Genomic DNA, 13,349 nt, shown 5'->3' with positions numbered 1-13,349 from the left:
GGTCGACTTGCTCGAACTCAGCGCAACTCTTGGATGCGGACCATGTTGCCCGCGGGGTCGCGGAATGCGCAGTCGCGGATCCCGTACGGCTGGTCGGTCGGCTCCTGCACCACTTCGACGTCGCCGGCCTGCAGCTTCTCGAAGGTGCTGTCGAGGTCCTTGGTCGCCAGGTTGATGGCGGCGTAGGTGCCCTTCGCCATCATCTCGACGATGGTCCGGCGTTCCTCGTCGGTGACCCCGGGGTCGGCGGCAGGCGGGTGCAGGACGATGGAGGTGCCGGGCTGGCCGACGGGGCCAACGGTGATCCACCGCAGTCCGTTGTATCCGACGTCGTTGCGGACCTCGAAACCGAGGATGTCGCGATAGAAGCCCAGCGCGGCGTCCGGATCGTCCTGTGGGAGGTAGGTCTGGTGAATGGTGATGTCCATGACCATCACGATAAGTGCGGCTCGGCGACCGGCGCTTCTCTATTCCTGATCGGTCTGGTGACCTGTTTCGCGACGCACGACGGTATGCCCGCCGTCGCCTGCTCCGCGTCGCGCTTGTAGGTGCTGGGCGGCACGCCGACCAACTCGGTGAAGCGCGTGCTGAACGTGCCCAGCGACGCGCAGCCGACCGCGAAACAGACCTCGGTGACGCTGAGGTCGCCGCGGCGCAGCAGCGCCATCGCACGCTCGATGCGCCGCGTCATCAAATACGAGTACGGCGACTCTCCGTAGGCGAGCCGGAACTGGCGGCTGAGGTGCCCGGACGACATGTTCACGCCGCGGGCGAGCGCGTCCACGTCCAGCGGTTGTGCATACTCCCGGTCGATCCGGTCGCGGACGCGGCGCAGGCGCGCGAGGTCGCGCAGGTAGTGCGCCGGGGCAGGGCTGCTGGACACCTACGAAATCGTGCCACGTCGAGCGACAGTTGCCTACCCTCGCGGGTCAACTCGGCAGTGGTCGACGAGCGAGACGTGTTCGTGCGCCGCCGGGAGCCGGTCCCGCTCGGCGCCGCCGACGTGACGGGCCTCCGTTGAACCGAGTTCCTCCCAGTAGCTTTCCGAACGCGCCTGCGGAGTTCGCCGAACGTTCATGCGCCGCCCTTTCGGGATTGCCGGGTCGGGTGGTCCGTGGGGACCCGGGCCGCAGCGACCGTTGCCGATCGCCGCGGACCGCCACCACCCCTCCGAATCGAGTCTTCCCCGCACCGTGCGGTCAAGACAGGGCCGTTCGGCCCTACCCACCACACGATCGGGCGCGGACCGATCGACGGCTGTGGCCGAGGTCAGTAAGGTTGTATGTCATCCGGCCGTCTCACGCGGCCACGCTTCCGGAGCACCTCGATCACCGAGGAGGAGCGGATGACGGAGATCGACACCTCGTACGAGCAGCGCCTCGTCGATTCGTTGCGGGCGCGCGACGAGTCAGCTTTCGCCGAACTGGTCGACCGGCACACGCCGATGATGCTGCGTGTGGCGCGGGGTTATGTGGCCAGCGCCGAGGTCGCGGAGGACGTCGTCCAGGAAACCTGGATCGCCGTGCTGCAGGGCATCGACCGATTCGAGGGCCGCTCGACGCTCCGAACCTGGCTGTTCCGGATCCTCGTCAACATCGCCAAGAAGCGGGGTGTCCGGGACCGGCACGATTCCGACGCCGAACTGGCCGCCTTCACGGGCAGCCCCACCGTGGACCCTGGCCGGTTCCTGCCGAGGACGGCACCGGAGGATCCACACCACTGGGCGACTCCCCCGACCAGCTGGCCGGAGTCTCCCGAGGGTTCGGTCCTCGGTGCGGAGGTCCTCGACGTCGCGAGCCGCGAACTCGAGCACCTTCCCGACCGCCAGCGCATCGTGGTCGTCTTGCGAGACGTCCTCGGCTACGACGCCGCGGAAGTGTCCGCGATGCTGTCGATCACCGCGGCGAATCAGCGGGTGCTGCTGCACCGGGGTCGCGCACACGTGCGTCAGGCCCTCGAGGACTATCTCGGAACGGGAGCGTGAGAAATGGACTGCCAGGACCTCGTCGAACTGGTCACGGCGTACCTCGAGGACGACATGGATCCCGACGCCCGGGCCCGATTCGAGACCCATCTCGGCGAGTGCTCGGGTTGCGCCACTTATCTGGAGCAGATCGAGCAGACGGTGCACACCCTCGGCACGCTGCCCCCGGAGGAGCTCGATCCGGCGCTGCGCGACCGTCTGCTCGACGCGTTCCGGGAGTGGCGCTAGCGGCGGGAGAGTTCCTGCAAAAAATAATGTCCGGCGGGGCGTAACGTTTCGCGCCCTCGCGGACACCGTTCGAGTAGCTGTGAACGCTGGGTTTGCGGCACTCGGACAGGAATTCAGACCATGAATGCCACACATTCGCACCAGGACGCCCGACGCACCCACCGCGGCTCGCTGCGGAAGCGGATCGTCACCGTGGTGGTGGCCGCGGCTGCTCTCGGCGTCCTTCCCATCGGCGCCGCGGGTGCGGTCACCCCGGTCGCCGACCACACGGTCGTAGCAGTGGCCGCCCCCGACACCGGCCACGACATCCCCGGCAGCAACGACGACCGGACCCGCGATCGTCAGCGTGAACAGCGGCAGGAGCGCAGGGCCGAGGACATGCCCGCGATCATCTGGACCGTCCCGCTCACCTGACGTTCAGCCGTTGCTGGACAACTAGTTTCGCAGCAGTCGCGGGTGCGACTGCTGCGAACGGCGTGCAAGGTCGGGTGAATTTCTAGGCCGGGTCGTCGTGCAGTGTGGACAGCCCGGTGACGAATCCCCGGGCATCCAGCAGGCGCCCCGAGTGCACCGCGGGGCGGATGACGACGGCGCGGTCGGCGATGCGGGCGCCGGCGAGGACCTTCTCGAGTAGGGCTTCGAAACGGTTGACGTCGGCCAGGTCTCGCACCCACAGGGTCATGAGGAGGTTGTACCGGCTCGCGGTGGTCACCGCGAGCCGGACTTCCGCGAGCCGGGACAGCGTCGACCGGAGCCGGTCGATGGACGACGCAGGCACCTGCACGAAGTACCAGGCGTTGATCGGCCACCCGGTGTAGCTGCGCGCGACGTCCGTCCGGAGGACGAGGTCACCCGAGTGGCGCATCGTGGCGATGGCGTCGGCAACTCGCTGGGTGCTGACGCCGGCCTTCGCGGCGATGTCACCGGCCGGGGTCCGGCCGTCGCGGTACAACGCGCGGATGACGACCTCCTGAAGGTCGGCGGGAACCTGCCGGGCGGCACGCGGCCGCGGTGCTTTGGCCGCGGGGACCCGCTGCGCTTCTTCGTCGGAGAGTGCGTTCAACCTCCAGACACTGCCCTCCACGAGGATCTCGGTGACGAGGTGGGTACGGGCGTGGGTGATCAGACGCTGATCCCCCAGCCGGTCGATGACGAACGCCGACAAGGACTCCAGGTCCGGTCCCGCGACCACGGCGACGAGATCGCGCCCACCGGACGTGTGATCGATGGTGCGCACGATTTCTTCGTCGGCGAGCAGAAATGCGGTCTCGGCGGCCTTTCCCTGCGCGCATTCGATCTCGACGACGGCCACGGCGGGAAAGTGACGACGCTGCCCGCTGATCCACGCGAGCCCCTCTTCGGTGATCCTGGCCCAGCGCCGGGCGAGGGCGACCGGATCGGTCGCGAGAGCCCTACCCAGTTCGGTCCACGACGCCCGCGGCTCGAGTTGCAGTGCATGAATCAGCCGTAGATCGGCGTCTCTCCGCAGAGAATCCTGATTCGGTGACGTCACTTTGCATCAATTCCTGACATTTTACCTATCGGATTTCAATCCAGCTGAGGATACGGCCACCACACGGTTTCTGCTGGAGGAACATATGAGCACTGCGCCACACACCGGCACGAGGCGGACCACCGGAACGTCCGCGGCCGTCGGTTTTCTGATCGTCATGGAGTTCGGCAGCGGTCTGCTGCAGGGGTGGTATCCCCCGCTCCTCACGAGCATCGGACAAGAACACGGAACCTCGGCGGCAGCGCTGAACTGGGTGAATGCGATCTTCCTGCTCGCATCGGTGGCCTGCGTTCCGATCATCGCCAAGCTCGGTGACATGTACGGCCACCGCAGGATGCTCGTGGCGTCCGCAGCGGCGGTGGCCGTAGGATCCTTCGTCGTCGCGTTCGCTCCGTCGTTCGCCGTGCTTCTCGCGGGCCGCGCCCTGCAGGCCCCGCTGATCGCTTTCCTGCCTTTGGAATTCGCCATCGTCCGGCACCGCGCTCCCGACCGGGCGGGGCGCAACATCGGCCACCTGATCGGGGCACTCACCGGCGGTGTGATCGTCGGTGGTTTCGTCGCCGGCTGGTTCATGACCCGAATCGACAACCTGACGGTGGTGCTGCTGGTTCCCGGAATCATGCTGGCGCTCTGCATTCCCGTCGCCCATTTCCTGGTGCGGGAGACGACCGTTCGCAGTGCGGGGCGGATCGACTGGGCCGGGGCGGCACTGCTGTCCGCCGGTCTGCTCATGGTCCTGGGAGGGGTGTCCAACGGCAACGCCATCGGGTGGGGAAGCCCACTGATCGTCGTCCTCGTCGCCGGGGGTGCGGCCACCCTGGTCGCGTTCGCGGTCGTCGAGAATCGAACGGTCAATCCCCTCATCGACTTTCGTGTCCTGACGAAGGGCCGGCTGGTTCTCCCGATGCTCATCGCCGCACTGCTCGGAGCCCAGTCGTTCGGTTCCCAGGCGCCCATCTCGCTGTTCTCGAGGGCCGACCCGAATGCGTACGGATACGGCCTGGGCGTGTCGGCCACGATCGCGGGTCTCCTGCTGTCGATCACCGCCACCGGCGCCTTCATCGCCTCGACGATCAGCGACCGGATCGCTCGCGCACTGACACCCCGTTATGCGGTCGCATTCGGCGCCCTCGTCAGCGGAGCCGCGTATGCGGCGATGATCGTCTCCCACGACGGCGTGCTCACCTTCTCGATCTGGTTGTTCCTGCTGGGATTCGGCATCGGAACGCTCGCCGGCGTCGTACCTGCGATCATCGTCAGCCGCGCTCCCGAAGACTCGGTCGGAATCGCCTCCGGCGTCTACAACAGCTCCCGAACGGGTGCGGGATCGATTGCAGGCGCGATGTTCGCCCTGCTGATGTCATCACTGGTCACGTCGGTGACCGTCGGTGAGAAGACGAGTTCGATCTCGTCGTTCACCTCGTACGCCACCGTCTGGGCGATCTGCGCCGCCCTCTGCATCGGCATCGCCGTCCTGTCCCCGTTCCTCGATTCGCGCCGCCCGCGGACCGCCTCCGAGACCCCCGCACCGCCTGCCGGCGAGAACGAGCCGGCACCCGCCTGATCACGTCACGTCATTCGAACGAGAGGAAATACCCATGCCCGACCAGACAATCGCCGGACGCAGCGTCGCCGAACTGAACGACGCCTTCGCCGGCGGATCGTTGACACCCCTCGACGCACTGGAGTCGACCATTGCGCGCATCGCCGCCAAGGACGACACGCACCGTGCGGTCTATGTGATCGACGCGGACGAGGCCCGCGAATCCGCCAGGCGCAGCGGCGAGCGGTGGCGCAGCGACGCCGCACTGGGCCCGCTGGACGGAATCCCGGTGACGATCAAGGAGAACACCGCGAAAGCCGGTCTGCCGCAGTCGTACGGAACCGCCGCGCGGGAACCGGTGATCGCAACGGAGAACTCGCCCGTCGTCGACCGCCTGCAGGAGGCGGGCGCGGTGGTGGTCGCCAGCACCAGCATGCCCGATTTCAGCGGGCTCGGATCCGGGGTGTCGTCCCGGCACGGCATCGCGCGCAACGCCTGGAATCCTGCCTGGAACACGGGCGGCTCGTCCTCCGGTGCGGCCGTCGCCGCCGCACTCGGCTACGCGCCGGTCAACATCGGCACCGACATCGGCGGGTCGATCCGCATACCCGCCGCGATGAACGCCGCGTTCGGTTTCAAACCGTCCTACGGGCGCGTCCCGATCAACGACACCTATCTCGGTCGCTGCGCGGGCCCGATCACCCGCACCGTTCGCGACGCCGCCCACACGATGGCGCTCATCGCCCGCCCCGATTCCCGCGACCACACCTCGCTCCCCGACGAATCGATCGACTGGACCGACCTGGACGTCGACATCCGCGGGCTCCGCCTCGGCGTCAATTTCGGCCCGGTGGAGGGCAAGACCGCCGACCCCGAGATCGTCGCCGCGATACGCCGGGCCGTCGCCGTGTTCGAGGCAGCGGGCGCACAGGTGGAGACCGTCGAGCCGTATCTGTCCCGGGACTACCTGAGCACCGGATTCATCCCGTTCTTCACCGCGCATCTGTGGGCGCAGATGAACGACAAGAACATCGTCGACGATCTGAGCCGGGCCGATCAGGAGATGGTCGCTGCGGTCTCGCGCATCGACTCGCTGTCCTCCCTCGAGCTCATCCAGGCGTACGACTCGATCGGGCCGTTCGTACAGGAGACCGTGAACATGCTCGGACGCTACGACGCCGTCCTGTCGCCCACCTCCGGCATCCTCGCCGGACCCGCGGAGAGCCGGATGATGACCGAGTTCGCCGGCCCGGCGAACTTCACGTCCGCGTTCAACGCCGCGGGCACCCCCGCCGCGTCGATCAACTGCGGCTTCTCGAAGGACGGACGGCCGATCGGCCTGCAGATCGCCGCCGATCGACGGCGGGACCTGACCGTTCTTCAGGTCGCCGCGTGGTACGAGGCACACCGCGGCCCCGAGGCGACACCGCAGTGGAATTCCCTCGACTGATCACCCATCGACATCTCCTTCGACGGATAGGACGAACATGAGCACCACCCACGACCTCGCCCGACTGATCGACGAGCTCGCACCCCGATACACCGCACTCAGCGATGCCATCTGGGACGACCCCGAATTACGTTGGGAAGAAACAGCATCAGCAGAACGGCACATCGAGCTGGCACGCGCGGAAGGATTCCGCATCACCCCGGCGATCGGCGGTGTGCCGACCGCGTTCAGCGCGGAAGCCGGTTCCGGTGAACCCGTCATCGCCGTCCTCGGCGAATACGACGCACTCGCCGGCCTCAGCCAGGAGTCCGGCAACCCGGAACGCACCCCGGACCCGGCCAACACCTCAGGCAACGGCCAGGGCTGCGGTCACCACCTCCTCGGCGCCGGTTCCCTCCTCGCCGCCACCGCCGTCAAGCGCTACCTGGAGAAGAACGGACTGCCCGGGACCGTCCGCTACTACGGGTGCCCGGCCGAGGAAGCCGCGGCCGGGAAGACCTTCATGGTCGCGGCAGGCGCATTCGACGACGTCGATGCGTCGATCTGCTGGCACCCGGGCGACAGCACCCTCGTGCAGCGCGACCACAGTCTCGCGTACATGCAGTCGTACGTGCGTTTCACGGGCCTCGCCTCCCATGCCGGGGCGTCACCGGAACTCGGTCGCAGCGCGCTCGACGCACTCGAACTGATGAACGTGGGCGTCAATTTCCTGCGCGAGCACATGCTCTCCGACTGCCGCATCCACTACGCGATCCTCGATGGCGGCGGCCGCTCGGCGAATGTCGTCCAACCGTACGCCGAGGCGTACTACGTCGTCCGGGCACCGAATGTCCGGGAGATGCGTGCGTTGTTCGAGCGGGTTCGCAAGATCGCCGAGGGCGCCGCCCTGATGACCGAAACCACGGTGGAGATCGAGGTCGACGGGGGCTCCTCGAACCTTCTCGGCAACACGGTGCTGGAAACGTCGATGCAGGACACGCTCCTCGAACTCGGACCGGTGCCATTCGACGAGCAGGACCTCGCCACGGCGCGGCAGTTTCTCACCGACAAGCCGCTCGACATGTTCGGTACCCGAATCGAAGAGGGTGACAGCCCACTGCACGACGGCGTGATCACATTCGACGCCGGCGCGCCCCGGCGAGTGCTCACGGGGTCGACGGACGTCGGCGACGTCAGCTGGGTCACTCCCACCGTGCAGTGCACCACCGCCTGCGTCAGCCGCGGCACGCCCGCGCACTCGTGGCAACTGGTCGCGCAGGGGAAGCTCCCCGCCGCACACAAGGGCATGGTCCACGCCGCCAAGGTCATGGCCGGATCGGCGATGAATCTCCTCACCGACGCGACCCTGCTGAAGCTCGCGAAGGAGGAGTTCCTCGAACGGACCACGAAGCAGCCCTACGATTCGCCGCTCGTCGACGGCGTGATCGCACCGCCGCTGCGGTAGGTGTGACGAGGCGGGCACTCATCCGAGTGCCCGCCTCGGATCGATCAGGAATCGAGAAGCGCCGCTCACCGGACCGCCCGTAGCGTCATTATCGGAACACGACGGCTGGACCGATGGGAGAGAGCACATGACCACGAACAACCGAGCAGACAAGCGCAAGCCGGGTACGCCGGGTGCATTTTCGCGGTGGATGCAGCGGAAGATGAACGCCCGCATGAACCGCAAGATCCGACGCGGCCACGGCCAGTTCATGGGCATGGACGTGCTGATCCTCAACACGGTGGGCCGCCGGAGCGGTCAACCGCGGCAGTCACCCCTGGCGTGGTTCCCGGACGGTGACGACGCCCGGCTGGTCGTCGCGTCGGGCGGGGGGAGCCAGAATCCCGACTGGCACGCCAACCTGATGGCGCACCCCGGGAAGGTGTCGATCGAACTGCCCGGCAGCGACGCCGCCTCCGTCGTCCCGCAGCAACTCGAGGGCGCCGACCGTGAGCAGGCCTGGCAGCGCATCGCCGCCGCCCAGCCCCGCATCGCGAAGTACCAGAGCAAATCCGATCGTCAGTACCCGGTCATCCGGCTCACCTCACGATGACGGCGGCTCGGCAATGCCGCGGCCACCTTCACCCTGCTCGGCGGCCGCCCCTTACCGTTCAGGTCGGTACGAGCAGCACCGGTCGTCGGGCGTGGTGGACCAGGGCACCGGACACCGATTCGCCGAGGAACCGTTCCAGCAGTGACATCGCTCCGCCGCGGGAGGTGCCGATGATGATCATCAGGGCGTCGTTGGCTTCGGCGATCGTGGTCAGCAGCTGTGCCGGGTTCCCTTCCCTGGAGTAGTAGGCCCAATTGCCGGGCAGCGTGCCCAGCATGGTGCAGGCCTCACGGCGCTCGGATTCGACGGCGTCAGCGAAGCGCTGCTCCCAGTCGTCGCGGTCGGGTTCGACGGGCATGTCGTCGATATCAACGATGTGAGCGACATGCAGAAACGCCCCGAGTCGGCCGGCGAGGTCCATCGCATAGGTCAGGGCGGCGTGGCTCGCCCGGTGTCGGTCGAAGCCGACCACCAGATGGCACACCGCGGCGGTCGGTGCAGCGGGTCCGTCCACCCGCAGCGGAGTGCGCCAGTCCCGCAGATTGTCTCGGGCGACGTCGTGGTTTTCCTTCTTGGTCATCATCCTCTCCTCACACCGAGGCCAGAGCGAGGCCGATACCACCGGCGACGATCGTCACCAGCAGGGTGCCGACAGCGTTCGCTGCCCCTGTCAGATACTGCTGCCGTTGGATCAGCCGGACGGTCTCGAAACTGGCGGTGCTGAAGGTGGTGTACCCACCGCAGAACCCGACACCGACGATCCACTGCACCTGATGCGACACATCGGCGAAGAGCACCAACCCGACGACGAAGCCCAGTAACAGGGACCCGGTCACGTTGATCGTCGCTGTCGCCCAGGGGAACTCCGACGCCTTCCGGTGCCTTATCGCCCCGTCGAGCACGAACCGGGCGATGGCGCCGAGACCGCCGGCGCAGGCGATCCACACGGCGATCACTGCGCAGCCTCCGCCCGCCGCGACCGGATCCGGGCACCGGCCGCGATCCCGGCGACGGTAGCCACCAGACCAGCGAGCACGCTGCCGGCCGCGTAGGTGCCGGCCTGCCACCACTGGTGACCACGCAGGAGCAGGTCGGTATCGACGGCGAGGGTGCTGTAGGTGGTGAACGAGCCGAGCACCCCGGTCCCCACCAACAGGCGGGTCCGCTGGCGCCACCGGGTGTCCGGGCCGAGCCTGGTCAACGCCTCGAGCAGCCACCCGAGCAGGAGCGCCCCGGCGATGTTGATCGTGAACGTGGTGACCGGCCACCCACCCGCCACGGTGGGGAACCACACCCCGAGGTAATAGCGCACCGGTGTTCCCAGGAGTCCTCCTACGCCGACGGCGGCAATGGCCGCGGGGCGCACATGCAGCGGCCCCGGCGTGCGGGGTGCGGTATCGGGATCGATCGGCAGCGTCGGATTCGGATCGTGGTGACCGTGCACGGACATGCTCCTTCCACATCAGGGAAAGGAGCCATCAGCCCCGGGCTGGGGCGGTTCAGACAACCCCTTCGCGGGAGTGTCTCGGCGGAGATCCATCGCCGAAACAAACAATAGCGCCCCCTGCCGGCGGGCGCACCCCTGTCTGGTGCCCTGCGTGACCTAACCCCTCAGCCCTCCACCGACCGTCGTGGCGGTGGGAGACGAACCTAGCGGGCGCCCAGTAGTGCACGCGCCCGCAGGATCGCGTGTTCGACGTTGTCGTCGAGATCTCCCGATGGGAGCGCACCGATTTCGCCGCGGAGCAGCTCGACGTCCTTGAGCAGCAGGTCGTATTGGACATCGACGAGATTGTCGCTCATCCAGCTCTGGCCGGTCGATACCCCGATCACCTCGAGGAGGCCCGCGGCAGGTGTGCCGAGATTCTCCGCGAGATCGAGCATCCGTGCGGTGGCGGCCAGGTTATAGGTGGCCAGCGCATTGTTGAGGAGTTTCACCAGGGCCGGCTGACCGTAGGACTCCATGCGGAACACGCGGCCGGAGATGTCGTCCAGCAGTCGGTCCTCGGCGGGGGTGGTGTCGGGTCCGGCGAGGAAGATGGTCATCGAACCTCGGCGCGCACCCTGGGGGCCGCCCGACACGGGGGCTTCGAAGACGCGCCAGTCGTCCGGGGCCGAGGGCATGATCTTCCGAGCGTCTTCCGGCGCCAGCGTGGTGTGGACGAAAACGGTCAGCGGCCGCGTGGTGTGCTCCCGGAGCGCCGCGAAGACGGACGACACCTGGTCCGCCAGCCGCACGGCGACGTGAACGCTGTCCACGGACGGCCAGTCCAGAGCTGCCAGGTCGCTGCCGGCCGGTGACTGGGTCTCCTCCGACCACTCGCGGACGCGCTCCGCGTCGAAGTCGTAGCCGTACACTTCCCGCCCGAGTTGGGCGAGGTGTGCTCCGATGTTTCCGCCGATGGGTCCGAGCCCAATTATCAAGTGCATGAACGTTCCTCGGGTGTGAGATGTATGTGAGAAGTGCCGGGCGGCAGCCTCTCAGCCCTCGGTGAGGCCGCGCTCCGCCATGACCTGCTTGACGAGGGTCAGGCCGTTGAGCACGCGCGGGAACCCGATGTAGGGGATGCAGTGGATCAGGGCTCCGACGATCTTCTCCTTGGTCAGGCCGACGTTGAAGCCGGTGTTGATGTGCAGCTTCAACTGGGGTTCGGTACCCAGGGCGACGAGCGTGGAGATGGTCACCATCGTCTGCTCCTGCTGGGTGAGGCCATTGCGGGAGTAGATGTCGCCGAAGGCGAAGGAGACGATGTAGTCGGACAGGTCCGCGTCCAGGCTCTTGTAGGACTCCACGAGCTTGACGTGGTCGAACGTGTTGACGTGGTCGGTGGAGACGAGCTCCATCATGCGGTCGAGGCCGCGCTGGTAGCGATCTGTGGACATGAGTATTCCTCGTGAGCGGGTCTGAAAGTGTGGATGATGTGCAAAAAACGATACGTCGCGTAGCGAGCGGCTCGCCCATGGACGACGGATTCGGAAAGCGGCTCGTCGCCACGCTGCTCCCCTCGTTCGCAGCCCCGGGGGGAAGCGCTCCGGAATGATCGGAGCGCCTCCCATCCACGACTGAATTACTTCTGTCCCTGTGGGTTTCGCACGAGTTTCTTGTTGGCGAACTCGTTGAAACCGTACCGGGCCAGCTCGCGGCCGACGCCGGATCCCTTGACGCCGCCGAACGGGAGGTCGGGCGAACTCTTACTGGTGCTGTTGATCCACACCATGCCGGTCTCGAGTTCCGCGGCGACGCGGTCGGCCTTCTCCGGACTCGAGGTGAACACGCTCGACGAAAGCCCGAACGGGGAGTCGTTGGCCAGTTCGATCGCCTCGTCCAGGGAGCCGACGCGGTGGACGACCGCCACCGGACCGAACAGTTCCTCGTCGAAGGCGCGCATCTCGCGTGTGACGCCGGTCAGGACGGTGGGCGGGTAGTAGGCCCCCTCCGGCCGCCCACCGCCCAACAGCACTTCGGCTCCGTGTGAGATCGCTTCCTGGACAAGCTCGTCCAGCTCCTCGGCTCCCGAGTTCGACGCCATCGGTCCGAGCTTGGTCTCGGGGCTGGTCGGGTCGCCGGGCTGCCAGCCGGACATCCCGTCGACGAATTTCCGCACGAACTCGTCGTACACCCGTTCCTCCACGAGGAACCGTTTCGACGCGGTGCAGGCCTGCCCGCCGTTGCCGAGGCGGCCGATGACGGCGGCGGCCGCCGCGGCGTCGACATCGGCGTCGGCGAGCACGATGAACGGGTCCGAGCCACCGAGTTCCAGCACGCACTTCTTCATGTGCCTGCCGGCGATCTCGCCGACGGCGGACCCGGCCTTCTCGGATCCGGTCAGCGACACACCCTGGACGCGGGGATCCGCAACGGCGTTGGCAACCTGCGCCGAAGAGATGAAGGCGTTGAGGTAGACGCCCGCGGGCAGACCGGCCTCGGTCAGGACCCGTTCGATGGCGAGGGCGGACTGGGGGCAGTTCCGGGCGTGCTTGACGATGATCGTGTTGCCGAGAGCGATGTTCGGGGCAGCGAAGCGTGCCACCTGGTAGAAGGGGTAGTTCCACGGCATGATCCCGACGAGCGGGCCGATCGGCTCGGTGCGGACGACGGCCGTGCCGGATCCCGTGATGTCGAGGGGCTCGTCCGCCATGAAGTCGTCCACATGGTCGGCGTAGTACTGGTAGATCGAGGCCACCAGCTCCACCTCGCCTCGGGCCTGCGCGATCGGCTTGCCCATTTCCAGGGTGAGGAGCTTGGCCAGCTCGTCGGCCTGTTCCCGGTGGATCTCGGCGGCCCGGGTGAGGACGGCGCGGCGCCGCTCCAGCGGAGCGGTCCGCCAGCAGCGGTAGGCCGTGGTGCTCCGTCCGATGAGGTCGTCCAGCTCCGTGTCCGTGATCTCCGGGTATTGCGCGTTCTGGTCCCCGGTGACCGGGTCGGTGGTGGTGTACACACCCATGGGCGTTCTCCTGTGTGGTGATGAACGGTGTCAGGCCGCGATCGTGTCCGCGGACTCGAAGCCGCGGTAGCCATCGGCGGTGACGTCGGCGAGGACCGCACGATAATTGCCCAGACCACCCAGATAGAACAGGACCAGATAGAACAGGAC

At 67.3% G+C, this 13,349-nt stretch carries 16 protein-coding genes; 7 read left to right on the top strand and 9 right to left on the bottom strand.

The genetic code is table 11. The features are described 5' to 3' along the window. Positions 1-17: 17 nt before the first annotated feature. Positions 18-428 (bottom strand): VOC family protein, encoded by a 411-nt coding sequence (locus AC1DWT_RS21250; RefSeq protein WP_072943842.1) that lies wholly within the window; start codon positions 426-428, stop codon positions 18-20. Positions 429-433: 5 nt separating this feature from the next. After that, complete coding sequence (locus tag AC1DWT_RS21245; protein ID WP_072943606.1) at positions 434-883, bottom strand: helix-turn-helix transcriptional regulator; 450 nt, start codon at positions 881-883, stop codon at positions 434-436. A 399-nt stretch (positions 884-1,282) separates the two neighbouring features. Here AC1DWT_RS21245 and AC1DWT_RS21240 point away from each other — a divergent pair, with 399 nt between their 5' ends. From AC1DWT_RS21240 to AC1DWT_RS21230, 3 genes are all read left to right on the top strand, one after another. Beyond that, entirely contained in the window at positions 1,283-1,984 is a 702-nt protein-coding gene (locus AC1DWT_RS21240; RefSeq protein ID WP_072943608.1) for an RNA polymerase sigma factor, read from the top strand. Positions 1,985-1,987: 3 nt separating this feature from the next. Next, positions 1,988-2,212, top strand: coding sequence for an anti-sigma factor family protein (locus tag AC1DWT_RS21235; protein WP_072943609.1), 225 nt, complete (start codon positions 1,988-1,990; stop codon positions 2,210-2,212). A gap of 120 nt (positions 2,213-2,332) precedes the next feature. Then, positions 2,333-2,626, top strand: a complete 294-nt coding sequence (locus tag AC1DWT_RS21230; protein WP_477922033.1) for a hypothetical protein — start codon at positions 2,333-2,335, stop codon at positions 2,624-2,626. Positions 2,627-2,708: 82 nt separating this feature from the next. Here the strand turns inward: AC1DWT_RS21230 and AC1DWT_RS21225 are convergent, their stop codons facing one another. Further along, entirely contained in the window at positions 2,709-3,725 is a 1,017-nt protein-coding gene (locus AC1DWT_RS21225) for an Lrp/AsnC family transcriptional regulator (RefSeq protein WP_072943613.1), read from the bottom strand. An 85-nt stretch (positions 3,726-3,810) separates the two neighbouring features. Between AC1DWT_RS21225 and AC1DWT_RS21220 the strand changes: the two genes are divergently transcribed. The 4 genes from AC1DWT_RS21220 (at position 3,811) to AC1DWT_RS21205 (ending at position 8,754) form a co-directional block, all read left to right on the top strand. Then, positions 3,811-5,289, top strand: coding sequence for an MFS transporter (locus tag AC1DWT_RS21220; RefSeq protein WP_477922031.1), 1,479 nt, complete (start codon positions 3,811-3,813; stop codon positions 5,287-5,289). Positions 5,290-5,323: 34 nt separating this feature from the next. Continuing rightward, positions 5,324-6,718: an amidase gene (locus AC1DWT_RS21215; RefSeq protein ID WP_477922029.1), complete on the top strand. Its 1,395-nt coding sequence runs from the start codon at positions 5,324-5,326 to the stop codon at positions 6,716-6,718. Positions 6,719-6,755: 37 nt separating this feature from the next. Then, a complete protein-coding gene (locus AC1DWT_RS21210; protein WP_477922027.1) occupies positions 6,756-8,162 on the top strand; it encodes a M20 family metallopeptidase in 1,407 nt (468 codons plus the stop codon). A gap of 127 nt (positions 8,163-8,289) precedes the next feature. Then, on the top strand, positions 8,290-8,754 hold the full coding sequence (locus AC1DWT_RS21205; RefSeq protein WP_072943620.1) for a nitroreductase family deazaflavin-dependent oxidoreductase: 465 nt from the start codon (positions 8,290-8,292) through the stop codon (positions 8,752-8,754). A gap of 58 nt (positions 8,755-8,812) precedes the next feature. On the opposite strand, the gene AC1DWT_RS21200 is transcribed toward AC1DWT_RS21205, so the two are convergent. The 6 genes from AC1DWT_RS21200 to AC1DWT_RS21175 all read right to left on the bottom strand — a co-directional run bounded on the left by AC1DWT_RS21200 (position 8,813) and on the right by AC1DWT_RS21175 (position 13,199). After that, the gene (locus AC1DWT_RS21200; protein WP_072943622.1) at positions 8,813-9,334 is read right to left on the bottom strand and encodes a universal stress protein; all 522 of its coding nucleotides are present in this window, start codon (positions 9,332-9,334) and stop codon (positions 8,813-8,815) included. Positions 9,335-9,344: 10 nt separating this feature from the next. After that, positions 9,345-9,710: a fluoride efflux transporter CrcB gene (gene crcB / locus AC1DWT_RS21195; RefSeq protein ID WP_072943623.1), complete on the bottom strand. Its 366-nt coding sequence runs from the start codon at positions 9,708-9,710 to the stop codon at positions 9,345-9,347. Beyond that, complete coding sequence (locus tag AC1DWT_RS21190; protein ID WP_072943843.1) at positions 9,707-10,198, bottom strand: fluoride efflux transporter FluC; 492 nt, start codon at positions 10,196-10,198, stop codon at positions 9,707-9,709. Before AC1DWT_RS21190 ends, crcB begins: the two co-directional genes overlap by 4 nt. A 206-nt stretch (positions 10,199-10,404) precedes the next feature. Next, the gene (locus AC1DWT_RS21185; RefSeq protein WP_072943625.1) at positions 10,405-11,184 is read right to left on the bottom strand and encodes an NAD(P)-binding domain-containing protein; all 780 of its coding nucleotides are present in this window, start codon (positions 11,182-11,184) and stop codon (positions 10,405-10,407) included. Positions 11,185-11,235: 51 nt separating this feature from the next. After that, a complete protein-coding gene (locus AC1DWT_RS21180) occupies positions 11,236-11,637 on the bottom strand; it encodes a carboxymuconolactone decarboxylase family protein (protein ID WP_072943626.1) in 402 nt (133 codons plus the stop codon). A 185-nt stretch (positions 11,638-11,822) separates the two neighbouring features. Beyond that, complete coding sequence (locus AC1DWT_RS21175) at positions 11,823-13,199, bottom strand: NAD-dependent succinate-semialdehyde dehydrogenase (RefSeq protein WP_477922023.1); 1,377 nt, start codon at positions 13,197-13,199, stop codon at positions 11,823-11,825. Positions 13,200-13,349 lie beyond the last annotated feature (150 nt).

This window comes from Rhodococcus sp. P4_B6, assembly GCF_056402215.1.
Note: the sequence above shows the minus strand (reverse complement) of the source record. Positions and strands in the feature narration are given on the sequence as shown.